The sequence below is a fragment of the Pedobacter sp. T50_32 genome (genome assembly GCF_057652195.1).
Map to the genome: position 1 here is coordinate 80,506 of NZ_JBYFBY010000006.1, position 26,424 is coordinate 106,929.

Sequence of the window (26,424 nt, forward strand, 5' to 3'; positions counted from 1 at the left end):
GTTGTAATGTTCGAAGATTGAATTGGTTAACTGAAAACTCGTACAGCCTAATATTTCTTCTCTTCGGTTGTATCAGTATTTGTTGGAGGTGTTTCTTGTGATGGTTCTGCGAAACCGCCTCTATTTTCATCTTTACGCTGTGCTTCTTCGGTAGTTTTCTTGAAGTTTTCCCACTCGTTTTTACGTTGGTTTTTAAAGATCAAGCTTACACCTAAAGCAACAATTGCTAATGGCCATAATTTGTAAATCTTGAATATATTAAACCAGTGGGGCACAAGATCTAACTGTCTCATCAAGAAATAAACTCCCAACACCAATAAGATTAAACCCACTACAGTTTTGCCTGTATCGTTATTCTTCACCTTTGGTGGGTTATCAAACTTGGTAAATGCGTCTGCATTTTGCGTATTCCATTTAGTTTGCTCCGTTTGTTTCGTCTGGTCTGCAAAAGCTTCTGGCGAATTGAAAATTGAACCGCCCTGAGGATTTTGCTGATAAAAATTCTTAAAGTGTTTATACTTCACCGATGGGTCGTTATTAACTGGTGCAACAATCCACAACACGATGTAAGCTAAAATGCCACTACCAGCTAAAAATATGGTTGTTAGTACAAACAATAGTCTAATGATGGTTACATCAATCTGCATGTAATCTGCCAAACCAGAAGCTACACCAGCTACTGCTTTATCATGTTCGTTTCTATATAGTTTCTTTTCCATTTTGTGTGTCTCCTTTCTAAAAATCCAAAGGGCTTAGTGTTACCTCATCAACATTTGCTCCATCACTTAGCAGCAGTACAGTCTTAATAACTTTAGCAACATCTTCGGGCTGTACAAATTTCGCTTTGTATAGGGTTGTTCCTTCCCATGAAGCGGTATAAGTAGAACCCGGAATTATTGCAGTTACCTTAACCTTGTAAGGGGCCAATTCCTTTCGGATTACATGATTAAGACTAAGCATCGCTGCTTTTGTTACACTATAACTCCCAGCATTTTCTACTGGCGACTTACTTGCCACCGAACAGATGTTAAAAATATGCCCAAAAGCTTGTTCACGCATCAATTTTCCAATCCTTTTACTCATGTAATAGCTTGCATTTAGGTTAACATGCAGTTGATTTTCGAAAACTTCATCATCTTCGTCTATCAAAGATCCTGGTACGAAAACACCCACATTATTCACTAATACATCAATATTTGGAGCAAAAGCTAGAGCTGCATCAATGAACTTTAGCACATCATTTTTCAAACTACAATCTGCTTCAACAGTCAACACGTTAACGTTGAAACTTTTTAGCTCAGCTTCTAAAGCAGCTAGTTCGTGCAGATTTCGTGAGCAGGCAATAATATTATATCCACTTTGTGCCAATTCTACTGCGATAGCTTTTCCAATTCCTTTTGTTGCTCCAGTTATTATTGCATTCATATAAATTGTTGTAAAGTTGAAATATTATAAAGTTGAGATTTGGAATATCACTCATAGAAGTGAATTATAGCTATGATAACAATAAAGCAATTTATCAATTTAGCGCTTCTCCTTCCCCGCCTTTACGTCTACAAAAGAGGCAATAAAATTTCAATCGCTAATATTTTTTCAATAATTAAGCTAAGCCAGAACATTTTTGTTGTTTCTTTGTATATTATTGAGTTAAATTAAACAATTGTTTATTAGATGAATTTTACCAATTTCGGTCGATACATACTCCTTTTAAAAGCAGCGTTTAAAAGGCCCGAAAAGACGAAAATATACATGAAAGCCATTTTTCAACAGATGAATTTCATCGGTGTTGGCTCTCTGGGACTAATCAGTATTATTTCAACATTTATTGGGGCGGTAATGACCTTACAAATTGCCTTCCAGCTGGTTAGCGATTTTATCCCCAAAACTATTATCGGTTCTGTAAACCGCGACTCTTCAATTTTAGAGCTTAGTCCAACGATTAGTGCCATTGTACTGGCAGGTAAAATTGGTTCGGCTATTTCATCAGAAATTGGTACGATGCGAGTGAGCGAGCAAATCGACGCTTTAGAAATTATGGGTATCAACGCTCCTGGCTACCTTATTTTACCGAAAATTATTGCAGGTATTACAATGGTTCCTGTGTTGGTTATCATTTCTATGGTATTAAGTATTACTGGCGGATATTTAGGTGGTACACTATCTGGTGCGGTTTCTCCAGCAGAATATATTCAAGGTATTACCACAGACTTTAATCCTTTCACTATTGCTGTGGCTTTGGTTAAAGCTTTTGTTTTCGGTTTCATCATTACTTCGGTACCCGCTTACGAAGGTTTTTACGTTAAAGGCGGTGCTTTAGAAGTAGCGCAAGCAAGTACCCGTGCAGTAGTAGTAAGCTGTATCAGTATTTTAGCCTGCGATTACATTGTAACCCAGTTAATGTTATGATCGAGATTAAAGATATTTACAAGTCGTTCGGTGATAACGATGTACTAAAAGGCATTTCTGGTAAATTTGAACCAGGTATTACCAATTTAATTATCGGTGGTTCTGGTTCCGGGAAAACGACATTGTTGAAATGTATGATCGGCTTACATCACCCAGAAAAAGGGAATGTAGAATACGATGGTAGAGATTTCACCCAACTAAATACCGAAGAACGTATCGAGATCAGGAAAGAAATAGGAATGCTTTTTCAAGGTTCTGCCCTATTTGATTCGATGACTGTTGAAGAAAACATCATGTTTCCTTTAAATATGTTTACCGATCAGTCTAGAAGCGAAAAGCTAGATCGTGTAAACTTCTGTTTAGAGAGAGTTAACTTAGAAGGCAAAAACAAGCTATTTCCTGCAGAGCTTTCTGGAGGGATGAAAAAACGTGTAGGTATTGCTAGAGCGATAGCCATGAACCCAAAATATCTTTTCTGTGATGAGCCTAACTCTGGTTTAGATCCGAAAACTTCTATCGTTATTGACGAATTGATTAAGGAAATTACCGAAGAATATAACACTACCACTATTGTGGTAACGCACGATATGAACTCGGTAATGGGCATTGGCGATTACATCATGTTCTTGCACCAAGGTAAAAAGTTTTGGGAAGGCTCTAATAAAGAAATTGCCAAAACCGATATCGAGGAACTTAATGATTTCGTATTTGCGAGCCGTTTCATGAAGGCAGCGAAAGACAAATTTTAAATTTCCTATCTTTGCGGTCTGCTGTCATTTTGAGTATAAATTAGAAATCTGTTATATTATCTTTTTGAGATTAGATTTTCTATACTCTTCTAATTGAAGAAATTATTGAAATTACAGCTTTAAACAACCCATAACATTACATGATACAACTGCTTACACCAACCCACTGGAAAGATTACGAATTAATTGACTGCGGCGATTTTGAGAAATTGGAACGCTTCGGAAACCTTATATTATCTAGACCAGAGCCGCAAGCAGTTTGGAAAAAAGTAATGTCGTCAGAGGAATGGAAAAAAAGAGCGCACATTACTTTCAGAGGTCGCTCGGCTACAAGTGGCGAATGGGTAAGACACAATAAAAGTGTACCAGACCGTTGGAACGTGAACTACCAAAATAACGAAGTAAGTATTAACCTACGTTTAGGCTTAACTTCGTTTAAACATGTAGGTGTTTTCCCTGAGCAGGCTGTAAATTGGGATTACATCTCGTCGTCTATCAAAAGTTTTAAAACACCAACGCCAAAGGTATTGAACCTTTTTGCTTATACTGGTGCAGCATCTTTAATTGCTAAAGCGGCAGGAGCCGATACCACCCACGTTGATTCGATCAAACAAGTAGTAAACTGGGCAAACGAAAACCAAGAGCTTTCTAAATTGAAAGATGTTCGTTGGGTTGTAGAAGACGCTTTGAAATTTGTAAAAAGAGAACTGAAACGCGGTAAAAAATATAATGGCATCATTCTAGATCCGCCAGCTTATGGTCACGGGCCAAATGGTGAAAAATGGAAGTTAGAAGATCATATCCAAGAGATGATGCAAGATGTGGTGCAGTTGTTAGATCCTGAGGAGCACTTCTTAATTCTAAATACTTATTCGCTTGGTTTTTCTTCGGTAATTGTAGAGAATTTGATTAAAACTTCATTCCCTCAGGTTAAGAATTTAGAAACTGGCGAATTATTTTTACAAGCTACTTCTGGTATTAAATTGCCGTTGGGAGTTTTTGGCAAGTTTAGAACCACTTCTTAACCTGCGCTATACGTCATTCTCGCGAAAGCGGGAATCCTAATGCGTTAGTGTGATTATCCCTACTACCTCATTACGATTGCCAGTCAAGCTGGCAATGACGACAACTCGCCTAAAAAAGAGAAGCCCCCAAATCCATGGAGGCCTTCCCTAAACAAAACAAACTATTAATAATTGAGATACACTAACTAACCAACTATCCTTTTTTAACTAATTTATATTCTAAAACAGGCTTACCACGAGTACCTGCATCGTTTGCATGGAAACTGTTAAATTTCAATTTGTAAACATTTCCAGCGCCATCTTTTATAACATAGAACACCTTTGAGTTTACACCAGCTGATGCCGCTGGGCTCGTTATTCTCCACTTAGACCCAATTTCATCTCTATTAGATAAAAAATTGGTGCTAGCTACATCAGCTTCAGCGTAAGCAGCGTAAGACTTCGTATCTGTAGAAATTTGTGCAGCAGTAACACCTCCTAATTTATTAAGGAATATTAAATCAGAAAAGTTATAAGGCACCATTTGACCGAAATTGGTTTCATAAACTGAATATCCCCATACTATATCCCAACTCGCTTTTGCTGGCTCAACATTAACAGTTGTACCGCTTGTTAACGAGACGAACTTGAAATTAAAACCAGCATCCTTAGCTACATCAACTGATTTAAATCCTGATGTTTGTTTAATGGTTCCGTACTGTACTGTATAGCCGCCTGTTGTATTTCTGGTTACTAATAATTTAATCCAAGCTCTAGCTGCAATACCGCCACCTGTACCTCTGTTTAAAATAATAACCTTATTATCTGATGCAGTAGCCGAAACTGCCGGAATTACTGTAGAAGAAATATTTCCATTAATAGGATCATAAAAGTTAAAATCTTCTGCTTTTGGTGACATCTGATTAAATCCAAGTACCAAACCAACTGTGTCGGCCTCTCCAACAGCTGTCAAACTATTTGCAGTTTGAATAACTTTAGCACCAGCACTGGTTGAATTATTGATGATTACTCTAAACTCAGCACCTGAATAGAAACCCAAATCCCATGAACTTCTAAGAACAGGAGTTTGTTTATTGGCACTAAAATCTACATAAACACTATTTGCCGCCGAAGCTCCATCTTCCGTACCTGCTATTCCATTTAAAGTCATTGTACTTCCATCAGATGGTGGTACAACAATAATGGGATCGACTTCATCTTTTGAGCAGGCTGTAAATACTGATGCCATCAAAACCACGGCAAACATTGAGTTAAGTTTATTCATCTTCTTCTTTAATTTATTTTTAGTAGTATAATTTGCTATTTCATTAAGATTTGTTCCAGTTGAAGGTAAGCCCCAACACGTAAGAGCGACCATAGCTGTAGGCCACAGAACCACCTCCACCACCATGAGGACCACCGGATCCAGTTTCTGTATTGCTTAATTGGGTCACATCGAACAGGTTTTTAACACCTGCATTGATGGTGAACCGTTTGTAGATATTTTTATTGAACATAATATCTGTCCAACTAAATGCTCCTATCTTAGTTTCCTTTACTCCATTTGGCACCGTATTATCTGATGTATAACCAGGTCTTTGGCCTGAGTATTTGAAAAATGCGCTTATAGATGCATCTATTTTTGGTAGATTGTAAATTAGGTTACTGAATAATTCTGGTGTCCAAGAAAATTGCGGAACTGCCATATTGTAATCGCCTTCAGAAAACGAGTTGTATCTACCAATGTAAGACAAGCCCAAATCAGCCTTTAAAGCTTTATAAGCAAACGTATTGGTTAGCGATGCACCTGTGGTTTTAAATCTTCCTACGTTAAAAAGGCTCGTAACGGTATTATCGTTAGGATCTTGGGTAAAACCAATTCTATTCTTGAAAATATTGTAGAAACCAGAAAGATTAGCCGAATAACGAATTTCATTTTGATTGATTGGCGACCATACAAAAGAACCATTAAAACTATTAGAGTGCTCAGCTTTCAAATTCGGATTTCCATAGATGGTATGGCTGGCATCTACAAAATCGTAATATAATTCTCTTAAAGCCGGCGCCCTAAAACCCCGAGCATAGGCTAGTCTAAAGTCAAGGTTATCCGTTAAAATAAACTTGGTATTTAAAGATGGAATTACTGGCGGAGCATCATAAATAGAATTTTTAATAAATCTTGCTCCAGGTCTTAAACTTATTTTTGAGCCGAACTTTATTTCCGAAGATAGAAATAGCGCATAATCTTCAATTACTGGGTTCCCCTTGATCCTATTAGCGCTTGCTTCATCCCTATTATATTCAAATCCTCCCTGAAAAGAGATCATATCAGATGCCTTGTAGTACGCAACACCTCTAAAAATGGCTGTATTAAATTTGGCGATATCCTGCTCTCCCTGTCCCGTACTTAACACCTTAGTTCCTGTGGCAAAGTTTTGTTCAATGGTATTCGTTTTCCTTTGCAAATCTGTATAACCCAAAACTCCATTTATACGTAGTTTACTTGATAACTTGATGTCTGATTGCAACTGATGGGTATATCTATTGGTAATGTACGTAGGAAATTTAGCTACGTAAATATTCGGGTTCATACCTGTTCTACTAGCAATTCTTTCATCTACCAAATCCAATCTATACCAAAGATTAAATTTTGCATTTTCGTATCCCACCTTAGCATTTCCTAGGTATTGATCCTTTGCCCTCCACCAAGTTATAAAAGGCATTTCTTGGATGGTAGTAGTTTTAGGCGGCACATTCCATCCACCAAACTCATTCCTACTGAAACCCGCTAAGGCGTGCCAACCTTTGTTTCTCCAATTAAGAGAAATGTTTTTATTGTGAATACCATCACCTGCTAATGCTCCATATTCTTTCCCAACTGTTTCTTCCTGCAGTCTAGCAGAAACACCAAACCTGGCTTGCCCTGCGCCCTTTGTGATAATGTTAATTACGCCTGCTAAAGCATCGGTGCCGTAGGTTACAGAAACTGGTCCTTCAATAACTTCTATCCTATCAATGGTATTGATGTCAATCTGGTTTAAGCTTTCCCTCGAATCCGAACGGTCTATTACAGGCACACCATCTAATAAAATTTTAATGTTCCTTCCGCCCATGCCCATTAGTTCTACATCACTAATACCTAAAACCAAATCGTTACTAAACCTAAAACCAAACTCTGTATTTAAGATTTGCTGGATATTAGTAGCGCCTCTCAGTTTTATTTTTTCTGAGTTGATACTGCGCACATTGTAAACCGAGTTTTTAACAGATTGCGCTTCAAATTGACCTGTAACTACTACCTCATTTAGCTCGTAAGATTTTTCCTTAATAGTGATGGGAGCTAACTGCTTATCGGTAATTTCGTTAATAGTTAGCTGCTGCTCTTCACTAGAAACTCCAGACTTAATTATCAAGATTGAACTGCCACTCGGTGCAGAGATTCTAAAAGTACCTTCCTTATCAGTGTAAGCTATATGCTTAGTGCCTTTAATAGACAATGTTAGCCCGTAAGCAGGTTGCCCATCGGCTGTAAGCACTTTACCTCGCAAATTAATGGTAGCAGTTTGCGCAAAAATGATGTTTAAGTTTAAAACGAATGTTAGGATAAATAGTAATTGTTTTCTCACCTTATTTAGAATGATTTCAAATAATAGCGCAATATTAAATATTTATTTAGACTAATTACAAATAATATTAAAAGTTTTTTCATCATCTTATTTTAATTCGCTGAAAAACATCTATTTTAGAGAGTATATTTTTTTATCGATGTTGATAAGTAAGCTTAGCTACTTTTAACAAATGATGTATTTTTGAAAAATTTGAAACATTTTAAAGCAGAAGCTGCTTAATACCCTTGAAAGCATTAACTAAAAACCAATAGAATAGGATGAAATTCACTAAGATCGCAAGCATGATCTTGGTAGCTGGAGCTACCATCTGTACATTTACCCAATGTACCTCTGACGCAAAAGATAAAAAAGGCAAAGACGGAGCAAAAGGGACTGACACTACCACTACAGCTAAAGAAGAGGAAGTTGCGACCATAACTCCTGTTGACAGTGCCAAGTATAATGAACTTGTAAAAGCTAATGCCAATGGCGATACGACTGGAAAATGGCCCGTAAAAAACCATCCTATTCCTTTGGACGGAGCTATACTTCCATTTAAGCGTATTGTTTGTTACTACGGAAATCTCTATTCTAAAAAAATGGGTGCTTTGGGCGAATATGAGCCAAAAACCATGTTGAGTATGTTAGATAAAGAAGTTGCTAAATGGAACAAAGCCGATCCAACTACTCCAGTACAGCCAGCTTTACATTATATTGCAGTAGTTGCTGCTGGAGATCCTGGCAAAGACGGAAAGTATAGAAACCGCATGCCATTTAAACATATCGATTCGGTATTGAATATTGCGAAAATGCGTAAAAACATGATCGTTTTCTTAGATATTCAAGTAGCGTTAAGTACCATACAGGTAGAATTGCCATTATTGGAGGAGTACTTAAAACTTCCTAATGTTCACCTAGGTATCGATCCTGAATTTTCTATGAAAGGTGGTGTTTTACCAGGCAGAAAAATTGGGACTTACGATGCCAGTGAAATCAACTATGTTTCCGGTTACTTAGCTAACTTGGTTAAAAAATATAACTTGCCTCCGAAGGTATTTGTTATTCACCGTTTCACTAAAAAAATGGTAACTAACTCTCAAAGCATTAAATTACGTCCAGAAGTACAAGTGGTAATGCACATGGACGGCTGGGGCGAACCTGACTTGAAATTTGGCACTTATCGTCACTTTATTTACGGAGAACCTGTGCAGTTTACAGGCTTTAAAATCTTCTATAAAAATGATTTGAAGAAAGCTCCAAACAGGTTGATGACACCAGAAGAACTGATGAGACTAAAACCGCGACCAATTTACATACAATATCAATAAGCCGGAGGCTTGTTGGGATTAGGGTGTCGAAAAGCTTTTCGACACCCTTTTTCTTTACCTCTAAATCCCCTAAAGGGGACTTCGTAATTAGTCCCCTTTAGGGGATTTAGGGGTTTAAAAAGTTAACAATGCATGCTGACTAGAAGTGTGCAAATCTCTCCAAACTCTGTTGATCTCAGTTTCTTTTCTCGCGGCTTCCAAACCTGCGTAAGGATACAATATATCTACTACCCTTCTAGATTGATGCGCTAGTTCCCTACTCAATCTGCTCACGTCCTTTAACAAATCTTCATCGATATACTTTTTATGGATCAACTGATGCCAAGAATTATCAAAAGCTTCGTAGAAATGTTCACGGATGGTAGTTAACGTATGTTTGCACTTCATCAACTCTTCTTGAAAGAAAATTACCTGTTCTGGCGAATATCTCTTAAATCCAGAACGATTAAAGAAACTATCATTCACTAAATCTAAAAATCGGCGAGCCATACCTAAGCTATTAACCGCCAAAGTAGTTTCTGCCAGTTGTAAAAATGGATAATCAAAGCCTTCGTCAGCTACTTTCGGTTCATTAATTTTAAAGGAACGATTTGCAGGAACTTCTACACCATGAACATCGAAAGCATGACTTCCCGTGGCAACCAAACCAAAATAAGACCAACCCGATTGGATTTCTACCTCATCTCTTTTTAAGATAAAAGACTTGATTACCTGCTTACCTTCTTCATCTAAAATATCATTACCATTTTCATCTTGCACTATGCAGTTTGCAGTGAAAATAGTAGCATGCAAAGCTCCACTTGCATATTTCCAATGTCCGTTAATACGATAACCATTTTCGGTTTTTTGAGCAGTTCCTCCAACGGCACCACTGCCAGCAAAGCAAACTTTTCTATCAGCAAAAACTTCCTTTGCCAATTCTTCATCTAAAAACCCAGCAAACCACCCTGCACCACTACAAAGCGTCACCGTCCAAGCGGTACTGCCATCTACATAAGCCAAATCTTCTTCCAATCTCAAAATTTCTGGCAGTTTTTTACCCGGTCCGCCGTAAGCAACTGGCAAATACAATTTAAACCATTCTTGCTCATAGGCTATTTCTAAAATATCAGGATGTAATTCGCCAAGTTCTTCTGATTGAGATGCTAATTTCAAAATGGCTTCCTGCCAAGTTTCTGTAAGTTGTTCCATGCTGAATGTTGTTGATTGAAAAGTTGGAATGTTGTAAGGTTGGTTAATCGGTTAACTGTTTAATTGGTTCATTGAAAACTGTTAACTGGAAACTGTCAACTGTTTATTGTATATTTTCTTCCAATCGAAATAACCGAAAATGGCCACTACGAAAAAGAATAATGTTAGCAACGAGAATAAAACCAAGTCTTTGTGCCATAGTAATGGAATAGCTACAATGTTCGAAATGTTAAGGAAAATCCAGTTCTCTATTTTACGACGTGCCAAAAGCCACATGCCAGCCCATGCGACAGATGAAACAAATGCATCTAAAATAGGCACATCAGAATTGGTGAAGTTGACCAATGCATAATACAAAACGAAATAACCGCCAATAGAAATGGCCAGCGCAATTTGCAGTTCTTGTCTGGTAGTCCAACTCACTTTTACCACTTCCTTTCTTGCTTTGCGCTTGCTCCAAATAATCCAGCCGTAAATGCTCATGACCAAGTAATACATACTCAGCAAGCTCTCAGCATACAACTTTACGTTTAGCTTTAGATACAGGCCAAGCAATATTCCAATAATACCTGCCGGATAAAGTAAGATGTTGTTGCGTTTAGCCAATAAAACTTCGGCAACACCAAAAGCCACGGCAAACGATTCTAAGTAACTAATTGCACGAGCCTGTTCTATAAACAGACGTAGATATTCCTGAATTTCCATTCTCAATATTTTGCCAAACGGCGATTAATAGTTTAGCGTATGGCGTTGAGCGATAGCCGACCTTACGTTAAAAATAAAATAATTGAAAACTGCTTTCAGGGCGAAACAGTAATTGGCTTAAACCTCTAAATTAAATCCCTACGTCGGTATTATCCGCATCAGGTGCGTTTGGAGGTATAAGGTTTGAGGTAGTAAGGCATAGGGTAACCCTAAACCATAAACCTTTTTCCTTAAACCTCAAACTGGGTATAATCTCAGCCTGCTAAATATTGGGTATTTAACAAGCACCCCTTTGAGTTGGGCAAATATAGTATTATTATATTCCACTTAATTTAAATTTCCTATTTTTAGAAAAACTTCCTATGAAATATCTTATTAAATATCTTATTTATTTTCTTCCTCTAGTATCTTTTGGACAAAATTCAAATAACTTCAAACAGTACCACGAATTGTCAAAAGTTCAAGATAAATCTATTCTAATAATTATAGAACCTAACTCTTCAGACCAAACTAATCTAAATGCTAAAAACACTCTTCGTAATTCTGATTTTTTTAAAATAGCAGCAGAGCATTTCATTATTTTTGAAACCACTATAGGTAATCCTTCTATCAAACACATTGTTTCAAAATACAAGATAACTACGCTACCAACTTTTTTATTCCTACATAATAATGAAGAGGCTTTTTTAAAGGAAACAGGCTATTCCCCCGTCACTTCTAAGTACATAACCATGATTAAGCATGCAATAGAAAAAAAGGAAGAGAAAACATTAGGGACCTTAGAAAAGGAGCTTTTAGAAAGTCCAAATAGCAGTGTACTTTTAAAGAAAGTAATTGATGCTAGGAAATCTATTGGTATTATAGATAACGCAGAATTAATAGAAAAATATGTCTCTACACTATCGTCTGAAGAATTGACAAAATATGAAACTATTTTATTCATTTTAGAAGCGGGACCTTACGCTGACGGTAATGCTTTCAAAGTCGCCTTTTCAAATAAAAATTTTATAAGTATGGTTTATCGCAATAGTACGGGTAATACATTTTCTAAAATTAGAGCCGCCATCACGGATAATACAATGATAAATGCTATTAAAACGAAAAATGTAAATCAAGCCATAGCTGTTGGAAATTATCTAAAAGAATTAGCTGGACCAATTTATGGACCTAAAAACTATACTTCTACTATGTTAAGTTTTTATAAAGGTATTGGTGATACAACAAACTTTCTTAGAGAAGCTGTACCATTCTATGACGAGAACTATATGACTTTAAGCGCAGAAACAATTAAAAAGAAGCAAGAAAAATACCTACACTCTGAAATTTTAAAAACTCTACCTTTTCCATCTCCAACAATTGTCAAATCTGAAAATGACAGTATTGAAGTAAAAGCTGTGGGAATAAAAAGTAAATCAATTTCTACATCGTCCATAAGCATCGAACACAACAACCTTTATTCCAATATTTTAAACAACGTAGCTTGGGATTTTTATAAAACTGGGACAAAAAACATAAATTATCTTACTAAAGCCATGATTTGGAGTAGACGTTCGATAGAGCTTAATCCTTCTGCACATTATTACGACACCTTAGCGCATATATTATATCAATTAGACTATACGAATGAAGCTATTAAAATTCAAGAATTAGCTATTGCACAAGCTAAGCTTCAAAAAATCCCAATTCAAAATTTACAAGAAAACCTTAAGAAAATAAAAAACAGAACACTGTGATATAGAAAAGCCTTGCTTATTTAAAACATAGAACTCTGTCCTTTATCATCTATCTTAATATCCCCAGGATTGGTAATCTCGAATGATATTTTCTTTTTCTGCACAACAGGCTCAGCAGGTTTTTCACTATCTGCTGCTTCGGTTTTAACCTCTTCCTTTTTCGATTCCTCTACCACCAATGGTTTAGCGGCAGATTTGAAAGATGGTTTTGCTTTTTTCGGTTCCTCTGGCTTCTCAGGAGCTTCAAAAGTCGGGCTTTCTTCATTAGCTTCTGGCGTTACCTCAGCAACATGAATTTCCTCCACAGTTTCAACATCAGCATCCGTGTCTTCTTCTCTACCTTCTCTACCTGTCGATGGGTCTGTATGCACCTCCGTAACTTCAAAATGCGACTCTTCCAGTTCGGTCAGACCAATTTCAAGCTCAGCATCTACCAATTCAACTTGTTTTACGGTATGTGGCGTTAGTCGGTTTCCGTTAGCTTTCCAACCTTTCACATCAATTAAACTAGCCAAATCTAGCTCTAAAGTTTCTGGAGTTTTAGTCTTGCCCTTTTCAACATCAACAGTTAGCTTGGCATCGGTTTTACCAGTAATGAAAACCATTTTAGAACCGTTTTCTTCACTGATAAAACTTACTACTTTGCCAATTGGCTGTAGTTCAAATACAAATCGTTTTACGAAATAATTCTTCGCCTTGCCATCGTAGTGCACCACACCATAAACATGCTCTGGGTTATACTTCTGCATCAGCACAATGCCCGGGTCAAAGTGGTTGCTCAATTCGAAAGTACTCAACTCATAAGTACCATTGCCGTACACCTGCAAGATTTTATCGTCGCCATCAAACTCACCTAAATATTTACCCCTACCATCCACATTTAAGCGCTTCAAGATATCATCGTACCAAATTTTGATACCCGCTAAAGTAGAAACACCTTTAGTTTTCAGTAATACTTTCTTGATAGGAAACTTCACTACAATATTACCCATCGAGCTACGCCCTTTAATGGCAACATTCGTAAAATCGATGTCAATAGCCAGCTTTTTCAACTTAGAATGAGGTTTCAATTGCACCGAAACCACCTCTGCCTCCCCATTCGGATTAGCGGTAAAATATAAAGCCTTAGAACCTTTACTGCCTTTCGTTAAATCGTACTCCTTATCGCGGGTTACTCCCAAAACAGAGAAACGCTTAATATAACTGATGCCACTTCCGCCATCCTTATAAATCATGTTGTAAACCGTACGCTCATCCCCTTTTTTGAAAACCTGCGCATGAATAATGTTCTTGCCCACAAAGGTTTTATCGGCCACTTTGGTTACAATAAACCTACCATCTTCACGGAAAACAATAATCTCGTCAATATCAGAACAGTCGCCAATTAATTTGTCTTTTTTAAGACCCGTACCAATGAAACCATCCTCTGGGTTCATGTACAGTTTTACGTTTGCCAAAGCAACTTTAGCCGCCTCTACCCTATCAAATAACCTAATTTCAGTTTTACGTTCGCGTCCTTTACCATATTTTGCCTTAATTTTCTCGAACCAAGCAATAGTATAATCCGTCAAATGACGCAAATGACCTCTCACGGTTTTCATTTCGTCTTCCAAAGCTTTCATCATCTCATCCGCCTTTTTCACATCAAAACGAGTGATGCTACTCATCGGCTTATCGATTAATTTTTTGAAATCTTCAGGCTGTATTTCACGATATAAGGATGCCTTAAACGGCTCGAATAAACGATGTAAAACCTGCACCACTGTATCAAAATCTCCAGAATTTTCGTATTCTGAATTTTTGTACATCCCTTCCTGAATGAAAATCTTTAACAAAGAACTAAAGAAAACACGCTCCTGCAACTCGTGCAAACGGATTTCCAGTTCTTGCTTTAACAGCGATTTCGTGAACTTCGTGTTCTGCTCAAGAATATCGTTAACGCTTAAGAAATGTGGTTTATCATCCTTAATTACGCAAGTATTTGGCGAAATAGAAACCTCACAATTGGTAAATGCATAAAGTGCATCTATCGTAACATCTGGCGAAATACCAGGTGCCAAATGCACTACAATTTCTACGTTTGCAGCTGTATTATCTTCAATCTTCTTGATTTTGATTTTACCTTTATCATTCGCAGATAAAACACTATCAATTAAAGAACCTGTAGTTGTACTATATGGAATTTCGGTGATGACCAAAGTCTTTTTATCACGCTCTGTAATCTTTGCACGTACCCTAATCTTACCACCACGCTGGCCTTCATTGTAGTTAGAAAAATCGGCCATACCACCCGTAAAAAAGTCGGGCAAAATATTAGGACGAATGCCCTTCAATACCTCAATCGAAGCGTCTAACAATTCGTTAAAATTGTGAGGCATAATCTTGGTGGCCAAACCTACCGCAATCCCCTCCGCTCCCTGCGCCAATAGCAAAGGAAACTTCACTGGCAAAGTCACAGGCTCATTATTTCGCCCATCGTAACTTAACGACCAAATGGTAGTATCCGCATTAAAAACTACATCGTTCGCAAATTTCGACAAACGAGCTTCGATGTAACGTGGCGCAGCAGCACTATCGCCAGTAATCGGGTCGCCCCAGTTACCCTGACAGTCAATCAGCAAATCTTTCTGACCAATTTGCACCATCGCATCCCCAATCGAGGCATCCCCATGCGGATGGTACTTCATCGTATTTCCAATCACGTTGGCCGCTTTGTTAAAACGTCCATCATCCATCTCCTTTAGCGAGTGCATAATACGGCGCTGTACGGGTTTAAAACCATCGTTAATGTGCGGTACAGCCCTATCTAAAATTACGTAAGAAGCATAGTCTAGAAACCAATTTTCATACAAACCATTAATCGGAATAACGGTATGTTTGTGTTCTTCAACACGCTCTTCTTCGGGTAAATTGGTTTCGTTTAAATCGTCCAGTTCTTCACTCATGCGCTAAAAAAAGTTTTTGGGATGCGTAAATATAAGACTTGAAGCCCATTTTTACGACAGAAGTTTTTAACAATTAACGTTAAGTTTTTGGCTTACAGCAAGCTGACTAATTAGAAAAGCAAATACAGTGATTTTTCGCTTCCGAAAGTCCCGCTTTTCGTTGCAATCTTTTTATGAATGCCGCCGGCAACATACGAAACTTCGTAAGTTTTCGAAACTTACGAAGTTTGATTTTCTGCAACAAAAAGTATTTCCACTCCTATCGGGTTTAATATACAAAACCTCGCCAAATATCTACGGAGTTGTAGCCTGTGCTATAATTACTTCCAAGAAATACACTAACATTCGAAACCGTTTTTTTAATTTCAGTTTCTCAAACCTTAATACATCATGAAGATTTTCCAAACAGCCTGTGCTGTAGCATTATTTTTCGGCGCAAGCTTAACAGTTAAAGCTCAAATCACTTTACCTTCCGTTTTTTCGGATAATATGGTTTTACAACGCAATTCCAATGTAAACTTTTGGGGTTGGGCTGGTAGAGGCGGTACCGTTAAAATAATTCCGAGTTGGGGCAAAGATACTTTAACTGTGAAAGCAAGCGGACATGCAAAGTTTGCCACACAACTTAAAACTCCAGAAGCTGGCGGTCCTTATAGCATCACTATCTTAAATGGAAAATACAAACAAATAGTAAGCAACATCCTAATTGGTGAAGTTTGGCTTTGTTCTGGACAATCAAATATGGAATGGAACTCGGGCAACAAACTAAAAGAAATGATGGACGAGCTACCTAACGCTGGCAACGACCAAATAAGATTGCTTCATGTAAACAGAGTTGCATCTTTCTATCCACAAGAGAATTTCAGCAACAAATGGCAAGTTTCCAGTCCAAAATCTGCTGATGGTTTTAGCGCCATAGGTTATTTCTACGCAAAAAAACTACAACAAGAACTGAAAGTACCTATTGGCATTATCAGTTCTAACATTGGCGGCACTAATGCAGAAGTTTGGCTACCAGACACCGCAGTTACCAATGATGCAGCGTTGGCGAAAGATGCCGCTACATTCAAACCATCTGCCAGCCGCCCACATGAGCCTGGTACGTTGTGGAACACCATGATTTACCCATTGGTTGGCTATAACATTGCTGGTTTTTTGTGGTATCAGGGCGAGTCTAACGTGAACACTTACGCCAACTATAATCATTTAATGACAAAACTTGTTAACTCTTGGAGAGGTGCTTGGAAAGCAGATTTACCTTTCTATTTCGTACAAATTGCACCTCACAATTATAAATCTAAACCTGATTTGCAAAAAGGTGCGCTACTAAGAGAACAGCAAGCTAAACTTTTGGCATTAAAAAACACAGGAATGGTAGTGGTATCAGATTTAACGCCAGATACTAATAATATCCACCCGATACTAAAAAAAGACGTTGCCAGCCGTTTGGCGGATTTGTCGTTGGTAAACGTTTACGGCAAGAAATTACTGGCTTACAAATCGCCAGTTTATAAGTCTCACAAAGTGGATGGAAATCAAATTGTGATTGACTTTGATGGTTTAGATGATGGATTGGAAGTGAAAGGAAAAGATATTGCTCACTTATTGATTGCCGATGATAGCAAGGTTTTCAAGCCAGCAAAGTTTAAAATTAAAGGTAAACAATTGGTTGTTTTTAATAGTGAAATTAAAAAGCCTACTGCCGTTCGTTTTTCTTTTTCAGATGCTGGCATTTCTAATTTATTTACCAAAAATGGCTTACCTGTAGCTCCTTTTAGAACCGACAGTTGGTAATACTTCCACAAAATTGATTAGGGCGATGCATCTTTTTTTATTTTGCATTGCCCTAGCTTAACTAAACCCGGTAGTAGCGAGCACGCAGGTGAGGCACGAACCAAGTAAAGCGAATAACGGGACTACATTTCTATAGTAGCAACACCACTGCTTTTCTAAAGCAAAATCTATACTGATTGCTCTCAACAATTTAGCAATTTAACCACCAAACAATCTACTAACTCCTTATCTTCGCCTTATGTCTCTATTTTCGATAAAAGAACAAATGGATGCGCTGGTAGCCGAGCTAAATCAGCACACTTATAATTATTATGTTTTGGCTATGCCAACCATTGCCGATTACGAATTCGACAAGAAATTGGAAGAATTGGCCAAATTGGAGAAAGAAAATCCAGAGTTTGCTGACGCCAATTCCCCTACACAGAAAGTTGGTGGCGATATCACCAAAACTTTTAATACCGTAAGGCATAAATGGCCAATGTTGTCGCTGGGCAATACTTACAACGAGCAAGACTTGAGAGATTTTGACGAGCGTGTGCGCAAAGCTATTGGCGATAATTTCGAATATGTTTGCGAACTGAAATTTGATGGTTTATCGATGAGCATCACTTACGAAAATGGCATAATCACTCGTGCGGTAACTCGTGGCGACGGCACGCAAGGAGATGATGTGACTGCAAATATCAAGACCATCCATTCTATTCCACACAAGGTAAAAGGTGCAGACGTGCCAGAAACTTTCGAAATTAGAGGCGAAGTTTTTATGCATAGAGCCGCCTTTGAACGTTTAAACAAAGAACGCGAAGAACTTGGCGAAGTGGCTTATGCTAACCCAAGAAACTTCGCTGCTGGAACGGTAAAAATGCAGGACTCTAAGGAAGTGAAAAAACGTCCGTTAGATTGCTTTTTATACGGTTTATATACTGACAAGCAGTTTTTCAAAACACATTGGGAAAGCTTAGAAGCGGTTAAAAGCTGGGGCTTTCATGTTTGTGAGCACACTAAACTAGCTGGAAATATTGAGGAAGTTTTAGATTTCATCCACTATTGGGATGCCGAACGTTTTAAACTGAGCTACGATATTGATGGCATCGTAATCAAAGTAAATAACTACGCACAACAGCAGGAATTAGGTTTTACAGCTAAATCTCCTCGTTGGGCTATTTCTTACAAATACAAAGCTGCCGAAGTACAAACAGTTTTAGAGAAAGTAACCTATCAAGTTGGGCGTACAGGCGCAGTTACACCTGTTGCTAATTTAAAGCCTGTAGTTTTAGCAGGTACAACAGTAAAAAGAGCAACACTACACAACGCAGATGAAATTACTCGTCTAGATTTGCATGAAGGCGATACCGTTTGGGTAGAAAAAGGCGGCGAAATCATTCCTAAAATTATCAAAGTAAATTTAGAGCTAAGAAAACCCGATACTAAAGCCATTCACTTTATCGAAAATTGTCCTGAATGTGGCACTCCATTAATTCGTAAAGAAGGCGAAGCGGCTTATTACTGTACTAATGATGATGGTTGTGGACCACAAATAGTTGGCAAAATCCAACATTTTATTGGTCGCAAGGCGATGAACATAGACGGCTTAGGCGATGAAACTATCGAAGCTTTTTACAAGCGTGGTTTGGTTCGTCACATCAGCGATTTGTACAAACTCCATGAAAAGGCAGACGAACTAAAAGCGATAGAACGCTTTGGTCAAAAGTCTATCGATAACATGCTAGCCGGTATCGAAAAATCTAAAGAAATGCCTTTTGAAAAAGTACTTTTCGGATTGGGTATCAGATATGTTGGCGAAACTGTAGCGAAGAAATTAGCTAAAGGCGTAAAGAATATCGACAATCTTGCAGCTGCATCTTTGGAAGAATTAACAGCCATAGATGAAATTGGCGTTCGTATTGCAGAAAGCATCAACGAATATTTTGCACAAAACAGCAACATAGCGCAGATAAATGAATTGAAAGATGCGGGTTTGTGCTTTGAAGTAAAAGAAACGTTAAATAAGCTCCAAAGCGACAAATTAAATGGAAAAACATTTGTAATTTCGGGCGTTTTCGAAAAATATAGCAGGGATGAATTGAAGAATTTGATAGAAGAAAACGGAGGTAAAATCTTAAGTGGTATCTCAGCCAAGCTAGACTTTCTAGTTGCAGGCGATAACATGGGACCATCGAAATTAGAGAAAGCCACTAAACTGAATATCAAATTAATTAGCGAGGAAGAATTGGAGCAAATGCTAAATTCATAACCTTTACGCTCGTCATGCTGAATTTATTTCAGCATCAGCTAACCGACTCTGAAATAAATTCAGAGTGACGACTAATTTAATCACTGCTGTAAACGAGAGTAAAAGCAATTAATAAACAATAAAACATAATGAACAAATTTCACGGAACAGGTGTAGCATTGGTCACACCTTTCAACACCGATGGCTCGGTAGATTATCAGGGTTTAGAACGCCTGATTAATCACTTGGTTAATGGAGGTATCGAATACCTCGTATCTTTAGGGACAACTGGCGAAACCGCTACATTAAGCAAGAACGAGAAGAAGAAGGTGTGGGAATTTACCGCTGAAATTAACAATGGTCGTTTGCCTTTAATGGCTGGCATTGGTGGCAATGATACGTTAAGCGTTGCCGAAGAAATTAGAACTTTCGAAAGCACGGGTTACGATGCTATTCTTTCTGTTAGTCCGTACTACAACAAACCTAATCAAGAAGGTATTTACCAACACTACAAATACTTAAGTGAAACTAGCAGCTTACCAATTTTACTTTATAACGTACCTGGTAGAACTGGAATTAACATGACACCTGAAACTACTTGCAGGTTAGCTCATGATTTCAAAAACTTAATAGGCATTAAAGATGCTGCTGGTACTTTCGACCAGTTTAACCAAATTATGAGAGATAAACCTGCAGATTTCATGTTAATCTCTGGAGACGACCCTGTAGCTTTACCAATGATTTCTATTGGCGCTGTAGGTGTAATTTCTGTAATCGGAAATGCAGTACCAAAACAGTTCTCGGATATGATTAGATTGTGTTTAAACGGCGAGTTCGCAAAGGCTAAGCCTGCACATTTAAGCTTGATAGAATTCACAAGGTTATGCTTTGCAGAAGGTAATCCGGTAGGTGTTAAATCTGCATTGAAACAGTTAGGTATTTGCGGTGACGATGTTCGTTTGCCACTAGCTAAAGCAAGTGCGAGCCTTGATGCTCAGATTGCAGAACAACTGAAACAGTTGGCTTAATTCCGTCTTTAAATTATAGCAAAGCCCTGATTGAAAATTCAATCAGGGCTTTTTTGTAAAATATTTCGTTAAAATAACCTGCTAAATCAACTACTCAATGTTAATCGGTTTGTTTTTTGGGTATTTAACTTGATATTTCAAATCAATTTTCTTTTGCTCGTTTGGTTGTAACAAAAACTGCCAGGTTAACTTGCCGTTGGTTTCATCTAATTTAGCTTTCGATAGCTCTTGTTTCTCTACCGTGATATCATTATTGGTAGCAATTGGCAACTGATCTTCAATTGTCAAATTCACCGCCTGGCTTTTTCTGTTCTTCACATCAATTACAAAATGGCGTGTATCTTTTTGCGACGATCCAATAAACTGTCTTTCGGTATAGCCCTTTTGTTTTTCTCTTTTTACAGAAACATTTTTATCTACGCCAAGCGAAATCGTTAAAGTATCCGTATTCTGAATATCCAATAATGACTTTCCTAAATAAGTTCCTTCAAAGAAAATGCTGGCTTCGCCGCTAATAAAGTTTACATCATTAAAATCGGTAATCTTTGCTGTCAAAAATGCGTCGCTGGTTACTTTCGGCACTGCATAATATTCGTAGTCAGCTTTAAAATCGTAGTTACCAATATCAACCGTAGCTTGCTTGCCATCACTTAAAATCGTGTAAGGCATTTTAATCTCGAAGGTAACGTTGGTTTGCTTTTCTATGTTTTTAACCTCCAAAGGCATAGAAAATAGCGAGCTCCCCCCCCTAATAGTAGCAACTGAAGCAGTTGTGTTATATCTCTTTTTAGCTGCCCCCTCTCCCGCAGCTGTAATCATCACTTCATCCAACCTTTTAACATCTTCGTTCAACCTAACATTTAATTGTCGTCCTGAAGAAGCAACTAACTCTTGAGGTTCATAACCGATATATTTAAACTCTAAAGTGCTTGAACCCGCTGGTAATTGTATCGAATAATTTCCATCAAGATCCGTAACTGTTGCAATAGATGAATTTTTAACTCTAATAGACGCTCCTGGCAACGCTGAATTATCACTTGCGCTGACTACTTTTCCTCTAACAATATTTGAAGTAGCCGCTACCGGATTAAAAAATGAATATCCAGCACTTAAATAACCCAAATTATAGGTTGGCAACACAGGCTTCTCGTTATTATTAGATGGATTTCCAGAAGACAAAATCAACTTTACATTCTTCCATTCCTCGCCAGAATTTTGGCTAACATTGGCTTTGTAAACCAACTGAATTGGGCTTGCTACATCTTTTGCTCTAATATCATAAGATGGATACCAACTTGCATTTTTCACTAAATAGGTTAATGCAAATTTACCTCTAGTAGCAGCTTTGGTAGATACTTTAACTACTACATCGTTAGAGTTGCCAATCGGTTTTCCATCTATTTCGGTAGCTTGTCTATTTATTCTATTAATTTCCTCATGCAATTTGGCAATCTCCTTTTGCAAAGCTGCTTGCTTATTTTTAGCTTCATTTAACCTTAGCTTTTGAAAATCTAACGCAGCTTTCAACTTCGCCAAATCATAATTTACATTTGGCCCCATTACTGTTTGGTTTTTCATCAGCATTTCCTCCTCTGCCTTGTAAACCGCCAGTTGATTATTCAGGTCGATAATTTTATCCGAAAGCTCTTCAGATTTACCAACTAAAGCCATTTTTTGCTCCGATTTCTTTTTATCCAACAAGAAATTATTTTGCTTGGTCACAGAGAGAATAGTAAAATTACCTTCACCTTTGGCTTGTAAACTTTGCGTTTCTATACTCGAAGAAAGCCCAGAAAAAACTAGGAGGCTAACACCTTGCGGCAACTCCACATTATCGGATAAGCGCTGAACCTGTGCGCCGTTCATAAAAACTGTAACGTCGCTAATTTTAGAGTTTACGTTAATTTGATTTTCTTGGGCAAAAGCTCCAACATTAAAAAAAAGTATCGCTGAAAAAAATAGTTTTCTGTACATATGGATTGAATTTATAAAACCATGATGCAAGACTAAACCATTTTGCATAACACGACAACAAAAAAAGCATCACTTTTTTGAGTGATGCTTTTTTATTGCGATCCGTTAAGATTGCTTCGTACCTCGCAATGACGGCAGAATATTAATGTATTCCTTTAAAAATTCGGTTCCATCTTATTTTATTCAAGAACGAGCCTTCTCCATCAATACTTAACCAGATGAACAATGCCTTACCAACAATATGATCTTCTGGTACAAAACCCCAATAACGTGAATCTGCTGATGAATGACGGTTATCACCCATCATCCAATAATAATTCATTTTAAAAGTATAGGTAGTCGCTTTCTTTCCATTTAGCATCCAGTCGTTACCAACTTTATCTAATTTATTACCTTCGTAAATACGGATTGCTCTTTCGTACAAAGGCATATTTAAACTGTCTAAAGTAACGGTCCAACCTTTTTTAGGTACTACAAACGGTCCATAGTTATCCAAATTCCACTTTCTGTTTTTATCATGAGGGAAAATTGTTACATCAAAATCTTCAGGTTCCAATACTTCTTCCTTCACCGCTTTTACATACTGTGATTTTTTGAGCTCCTTAACAACATCAGGCGTAGCCTCAAAAGTGTAAACAGTTGGAAGTGCTGTTGGATTTAAACCTTTACAACCCATTTCTACAAACAAATTCAAATTGATATCTGCTGTAGTAAACTCTACACTGTAAGTAAAACCTCCAGTACCAACCAGTGGTTCTGGCTTGCCATTTACAACAGCCAATCCGTTTCTCATACTAATGGTATCGCCAGCAATGGCAATACAACGTTTGATAAAATTCTCACGCTTGTCAACCGGTCTACTTACCACATTGTAACCCGACCAAATCGATTCTCTACTCTCACCACGCAACTGCATCTGGTAATAGTTATCATCCTGACGCTCTAAAACTACCGTATCTCCCTCTGGAAAATTGAAAACTACCACATCATTACGTTTGATATCCTGCAAACCAGGTAGCCTTCTATATTTCCACTGCACGCCATCCCAATAAGCTTTGGTATTGATAAATGGCATAGTGTGATGTGCGAAAGGGAAAGCAACAGGTGTCATCGGCACTCGGGCTCCATAATTCACTTTACTTACGAAAAGGAAATCGCCAACTAAAAGTGAGCGCTCCATCGAACCTGAAGGAATAGTGTAAGCTTCTATAAAGAATACGCGAATAATAGTTGCAGCAACTACTGCAAAAACAATTGCATCAACCCATTCTCTAGTTTTAGTTTTTTTCTTTTTTGGCTTATCAGATTCCTGTTTCTTTTGCCAGAATTTCCAATTCATCGTTAATCTTTAAAATTAAATATATCAGCTATGCTGTAAAAACCTCTTTTGTTCTGTAGCCATTCTGCCGCTACAACCGCACCCAAAGCAAAACCTGCCCTGCTATGTGCTGTATGTTTTATTTCAATGTCATCTACCTCAGAACTGTAAACAACGGTATGTGTTCCTGGCACGTTCTCAATTCGAAGCGATTCGATTAAAAGTTGCTCATTTTTCAGCTTATCTACCATTGGAGTTCCCTCCAATTCGTTAACCCACTCGTTTTTGCCGTCCAATTGCTCAATTATTCCTTCGGCAATAGTCATTGCAGTTCCGCTTGGCGCATCCAATTTCTGCGTATGATGTATTTCTTCTACCTGTACGTCGTAAGCAGGATAGTTGTTCATCAGCTTTGCTAACACCTTATTTAAATGAAAAAAGATATTTACTCCAATGCTAAAGTTAGAACCATAAAGCAAGGTATTGTTACTAGATTCGCAATCATCTTTTATTTTTTGCAGCTCGCCATACCAACCTGTAGTACCTACAACCACTGGCAATTTAGCTTCAAAACATTTATAAATATTATCTACTGCAGCTGCTGGCGCACTAAAATCTATCGCAACATCAGCTTTTTTAAGATTATCTATGTTGAGATCTTCTAAGTTTTCAATTCCTATTTTAAGCACAATTTCGTGCCCACGATCGGTAGCAAAACGTTCGATAATTTGCCCCATTTTGCCATAGCCTAAAAGTGCTATCTTCATCCGTTTATATTTTTATTTTAAATGTTGATGAGAACTCTCCCGACAACATCGGGATCGGTGTCATAATCTAAGCGTAAGTTTTAATGCTGGCGTAACGTTGTTAAAACCAAACATTGTATTTGAATTTATAGTTGTTGGTGATATTTTAAACGATAATGTTTCGTCTACGTTGAAGTATTTTAAACGAGCAGTTACATAAGCATCTAACACGTTTAGCCCGTACAAACCGACCAAAGAAATAAGTACCACTTCTCGGTTACGCTTGTAAATGTTTTTACCTGTAGTTAACGATTCTATTGTTTCATATCGTTCTAGACCATTATCAGGCATGGCATCATTAGTATTATTTATTCTACGGTACTGTAGTTCTCGCAAAAATCTATTATAATTGTTGTTGTTTTCGATATACGACATCACCAACATGGTACCGCCTGCATAAATAGCGCCGATCTTACCGATTAGGTACATCTTCTGTCCAATACGTTTTCCCTGTGTTCTTCCAGCTTTAACATCATCAACCACTAAGCCATAGTTATATACCTGACCTAAACCTGGAAAAATTAGTGAACGATAAACTGCTTTTCTACCCGCAATTCTGCCTTGATTGATATACTTTGCAGGTGCAAGCGTATCTAATTTGGCAGTTGTATCTGGCCTAATTGGGATTGTAGGAATTTGTGCCTTTACCAAAGTAAAAGCGAAACACAATACAACAGAAAGCAGAAATGCCCGCATTACCAATCTAATAGTTCTAAAATACGGTTAAGATCTTCGTTGCTTACAAAAGGAATTTCGATAGCCCCTTTTCCATTATCTTTTACCTTCAATTTCACCTTAGTTGCAAACTTAGAAGCCAAGTCATTTTGTAACTTTTGATATTCAAAAGAAACTGCTTCTTGCTTAACCGGTGTTTTTACCTGTACATGGTGAATACCTCTTACCAACTCCTCTACCTTACGCACCGACAGTCCTTTATCTAGAATTTCTTGGTGGATGAAAAGTTGCTTTGCTTCATCATCTACAGAGATTAAAGCACGGGCATGGCCCATGGAGATTTTGTTATCGCGGATAGAAGCTTGAATAACAGGCGGCAGTTTCAACAACCTTAAATAGTTGGCTACGGTAGTTCTATTTTTACCTACACGCTCGCCTAGTTGCTCAGATTTTAAGTTACACTCGTCTATCATTTGTTGAAAACTTAAAGCTACTTCAATAGCATTTAAATTTTCACGTTGGATGTTTTCGATCAACGCCATTTCCAGCATTTGCTGATTATCAGCAGTGCGGATGTAAGCTGGAATTTCGGTAAGACCTGCAAGTTTAGACGCTCTAAACCTACGCTCACCAGAAATTAGCTGATATTTATCTCCATTTTTACGAACGGTGATGGGTTGTATCAAACCTTGCACCTTAATCGATTCAGACAATTCGTCTAAAGCCACTTGATCAAACTCGGTACGCGGTTGATACGGGTTAGTCTCAATATCAACCAATTTAATATGGCTAATACTTCCAACTTGAGGCGTTGCTGGTATATTTTCTACGGCAGACTTAGGGGCTGAATTAACCGTTTCGTTATCATCCAAAAGTGCACTTAATCCTTTACCTAATCCGGTTTTTCTTTGAAAAGATGTCATCTAT

General features: G+C 37.7%; 20 protein-coding genes. 8 read left to right on the plus strand and 12 right to left on the minus strand.

Annotation, left to right across the window (positions count from 1 at the left end; genetic code table 11):
- Positions 1-47: 47 nt before the first annotated feature.
- On the minus strand, positions 48-719 hold the full coding sequence (locus tag AC23ME_RS16980; RefSeq protein ID WP_487728956.1) for a PspC domain-containing protein: 672 nt from the start codon (positions 717-719) through the stop codon (positions 48-50).
- Between the two features lie 16 nt (positions 720-735).
- Positions 736-1,425: an SDR family oxidoreductase gene (locus AC23ME_RS16985; RefSeq protein ID WP_487728957.1), complete on the minus strand. Its 690-nt coding sequence runs from the start codon at positions 1,423-1,425 to the stop codon at positions 736-738.
- A 246-nt stretch (positions 1,426-1,671) separates the two neighbouring features.
- Here AC23ME_RS16985 and AC23ME_RS16990 point away from each other — a divergent pair, with 246 nt between their 5' ends.
- The 3 genes from AC23ME_RS16990 to AC23ME_RS17000 all read left to right on the plus strand — a co-directional run bounded on the left by AC23ME_RS16990 (position 1,672) and on the right by AC23ME_RS17000 (position 4,180).
- Positions 1,672-2,406 carry an MlaE family ABC transporter permease gene (locus tag AC23ME_RS16990; protein WP_487728958.1) on the plus strand — a complete coding sequence of 245 codons (735 nt, stop codon included), beginning with the start codon at positions 1,672-1,674 and terminating at the stop codon, positions 2,404-2,406.
- The gene (locus tag AC23ME_RS16995; RefSeq protein WP_487728959.1) at positions 2,403-3,155 is read left to right on the plus strand and encodes an ABC transporter ATP-binding protein; all 753 of its coding nucleotides are present in this window, start codon (positions 2,403-2,405) and stop codon (positions 3,153-3,155) included. Before AC23ME_RS16990 ends, AC23ME_RS16995 begins: the two co-directional genes overlap by 4 nt.
- 140 nt (positions 3,156-3,295) lie before the next feature.
- Entirely contained in the window at positions 3,296-4,180 is an 885-nt protein-coding gene (locus AC23ME_RS17000) for an RsmD family RNA methyltransferase (RefSeq protein WP_487728960.1), read from the plus strand.
- A 193-nt stretch (positions 4,181-4,373) separates the two neighbouring features.
- On the opposite strand, the gene AC23ME_RS17005 is transcribed toward AC23ME_RS17000, so the two are convergent.
- Together AC23ME_RS17005 and AC23ME_RS17010 are read right to left on the minus strand one after the other, a co-directional pair.
- On the minus strand, positions 4,374-5,444 hold the full coding sequence (locus tag AC23ME_RS17005; RefSeq protein WP_487728961.1) for an HmuY family protein: 1,071 nt from the start codon (positions 5,442-5,444) through the stop codon (positions 4,374-4,376).
- 43 nt (positions 5,445-5,487) lie between these two features.
- Positions 5,488-7,785 (minus strand): TonB-dependent receptor, encoded by a 2,298-nt coding sequence (locus AC23ME_RS17010; protein WP_487728962.1) that lies wholly within the window; start codon positions 7,783-7,785, stop codon positions 5,488-5,490.
- A 260-nt stretch (positions 7,786-8,045) separates the two neighbouring features.
- On the opposite strand from AC23ME_RS17010, the gene AC23ME_RS17015 reads away from it, so the two are divergent.
- Positions 8,046-9,095: a hypothetical protein gene (locus AC23ME_RS17015; protein ID WP_487728963.1), complete on the plus strand. Its 1,050-nt coding sequence runs from the start codon at positions 8,046-8,048 to the stop codon at positions 9,093-9,095.
- A gap of 114 nt (positions 9,096-9,209) precedes the next feature.
- On the opposite strand, the gene AC23ME_RS17020 is transcribed toward AC23ME_RS17015, so the two are convergent.
- Positions 9,210-10,286 carry an acyl-CoA dehydrogenase family protein gene (locus tag AC23ME_RS17020; protein ID WP_487728964.1) on the minus strand — a complete coding sequence of 359 codons (1,077 nt, stop codon included), beginning with the start codon at positions 10,284-10,286 and terminating at the stop codon, positions 9,210-9,212.
- An 81-nt stretch (positions 10,287-10,367) separates the two neighbouring features.
- Positions 10,368-10,991 (minus strand): nicotinamide riboside transporter PnuC, encoded by a 624-nt coding sequence (pnuC, locus tag AC23ME_RS17025; protein WP_487728965.1) that lies wholly within the window; start codon positions 10,989-10,991, stop codon positions 10,368-10,370.
- A gap of 362 nt (positions 10,992-11,353) precedes the next feature.
- Between pnuC and AC23ME_RS17030 the strand changes: the two genes are divergently transcribed.
- Entirely contained in the window at positions 11,354-12,724 is a 1,371-nt protein-coding gene (locus AC23ME_RS17030) for a hypothetical protein (protein WP_487728966.1), read from the plus strand.
- Positions 12,725-12,744: 20 nt separating this feature from the next.
- Here the strand turns inward: AC23ME_RS17030 and AC23ME_RS17035 are convergent, their stop codons facing one another.
- The gene (locus AC23ME_RS17035; RefSeq protein ID WP_487728967.1) at positions 12,745-15,669 is read right to left on the minus strand and encodes a DNA gyrase/topoisomerase IV subunit A; all 2,925 of its coding nucleotides are present in this window, start codon (positions 15,667-15,669) and stop codon (positions 12,745-12,747) included.
- Between the two features lie 390 nt (positions 15,670-16,059).
- On the opposite strand from AC23ME_RS17035, the gene AC23ME_RS17040 reads away from it, so the two are divergent.
- The 3 genes from AC23ME_RS17040 to dapA all read left to right on the plus strand — a co-directional run bounded on the left by AC23ME_RS17040 (position 16,060) and on the right by dapA (position 20,724).
- On the plus strand, positions 16,060-17,463 hold the full coding sequence (locus AC23ME_RS17040; protein ID WP_487728968.1) for a sialate O-acetylesterase: 1,404 nt from the start codon (positions 16,060-16,062) through the stop codon (positions 17,461-17,463).
- Between the two features lie 238 nt (positions 17,464-17,701).
- Positions 17,702-19,717 carry an NAD-dependent DNA ligase LigA gene (gene ligA / locus AC23ME_RS17045; protein WP_487728969.1) on the plus strand — a complete coding sequence of 672 codons (2,016 nt, stop codon included), beginning with the start codon at positions 17,702-17,704 and terminating at the stop codon, positions 19,715-19,717.
- 128 nt (positions 19,718-19,845) lie between these two features.
- Entirely contained in the window at positions 19,846-20,724 is an 879-nt protein-coding gene (dapA, locus tag AC23ME_RS17050) for a 4-hydroxy-tetrahydrodipicolinate synthase (protein WP_487728970.1), read from the plus strand.
- A gap of 90 nt (positions 20,725-20,814) precedes the next feature.
- Here dapA and AC23ME_RS17055 read toward each other — a convergent pair whose 3' ends face one another.
- The 5 genes from AC23ME_RS17055 to AC23ME_RS17075 form a co-directional block, all read right to left on the minus strand.
- Positions 20,815-22,698 (minus strand): mucoidy inhibitor MuiA family protein, encoded by a 1,884-nt coding sequence (locus tag AC23ME_RS17055; protein WP_487728971.1) that lies wholly within the window; start codon positions 22,696-22,698, stop codon positions 20,815-20,817.
- A 142-nt stretch (positions 22,699-22,840) separates the two neighbouring features.
- Entirely contained in the window at positions 22,841-24,037 is a 1,197-nt protein-coding gene (gene lepB / locus AC23ME_RS17060; RefSeq protein ID WP_487728972.1) for a signal peptidase I, read from the minus strand.
- Between the two features lie 2 nt (positions 24,038-24,039).
- The gene (gene dapB, locus AC23ME_RS17065; RefSeq protein ID WP_487728973.1) at positions 24,040-24,783 is read right to left on the minus strand and encodes a 4-hydroxy-tetrahydrodipicolinate reductase; all 744 of its coding nucleotides are present in this window, start codon (positions 24,781-24,783) and stop codon (positions 24,040-24,042) included.
- Positions 24,784-24,843: 60 nt separating this feature from the next.
- The gene (locus AC23ME_RS17070; RefSeq protein WP_487728974.1) at positions 24,844-25,518 is read right to left on the minus strand and encodes a DUF5683 domain-containing protein; all 675 of its coding nucleotides are present in this window, start codon (positions 25,516-25,518) and stop codon (positions 24,844-24,846) included.
- On the minus strand, positions 25,518-26,420 hold the full coding sequence (locus tag AC23ME_RS17075; RefSeq protein WP_487728975.1) for a ParB/RepB/Spo0J family partition protein: 903 nt from the start codon (positions 26,418-26,420) through the stop codon (positions 25,518-25,520). Before AC23ME_RS17075 ends, AC23ME_RS17070 begins: the two co-directional genes overlap by 1 nt.
- Between the last annotated feature and the right edge of the window lie 4 nt (positions 26,421-26,424).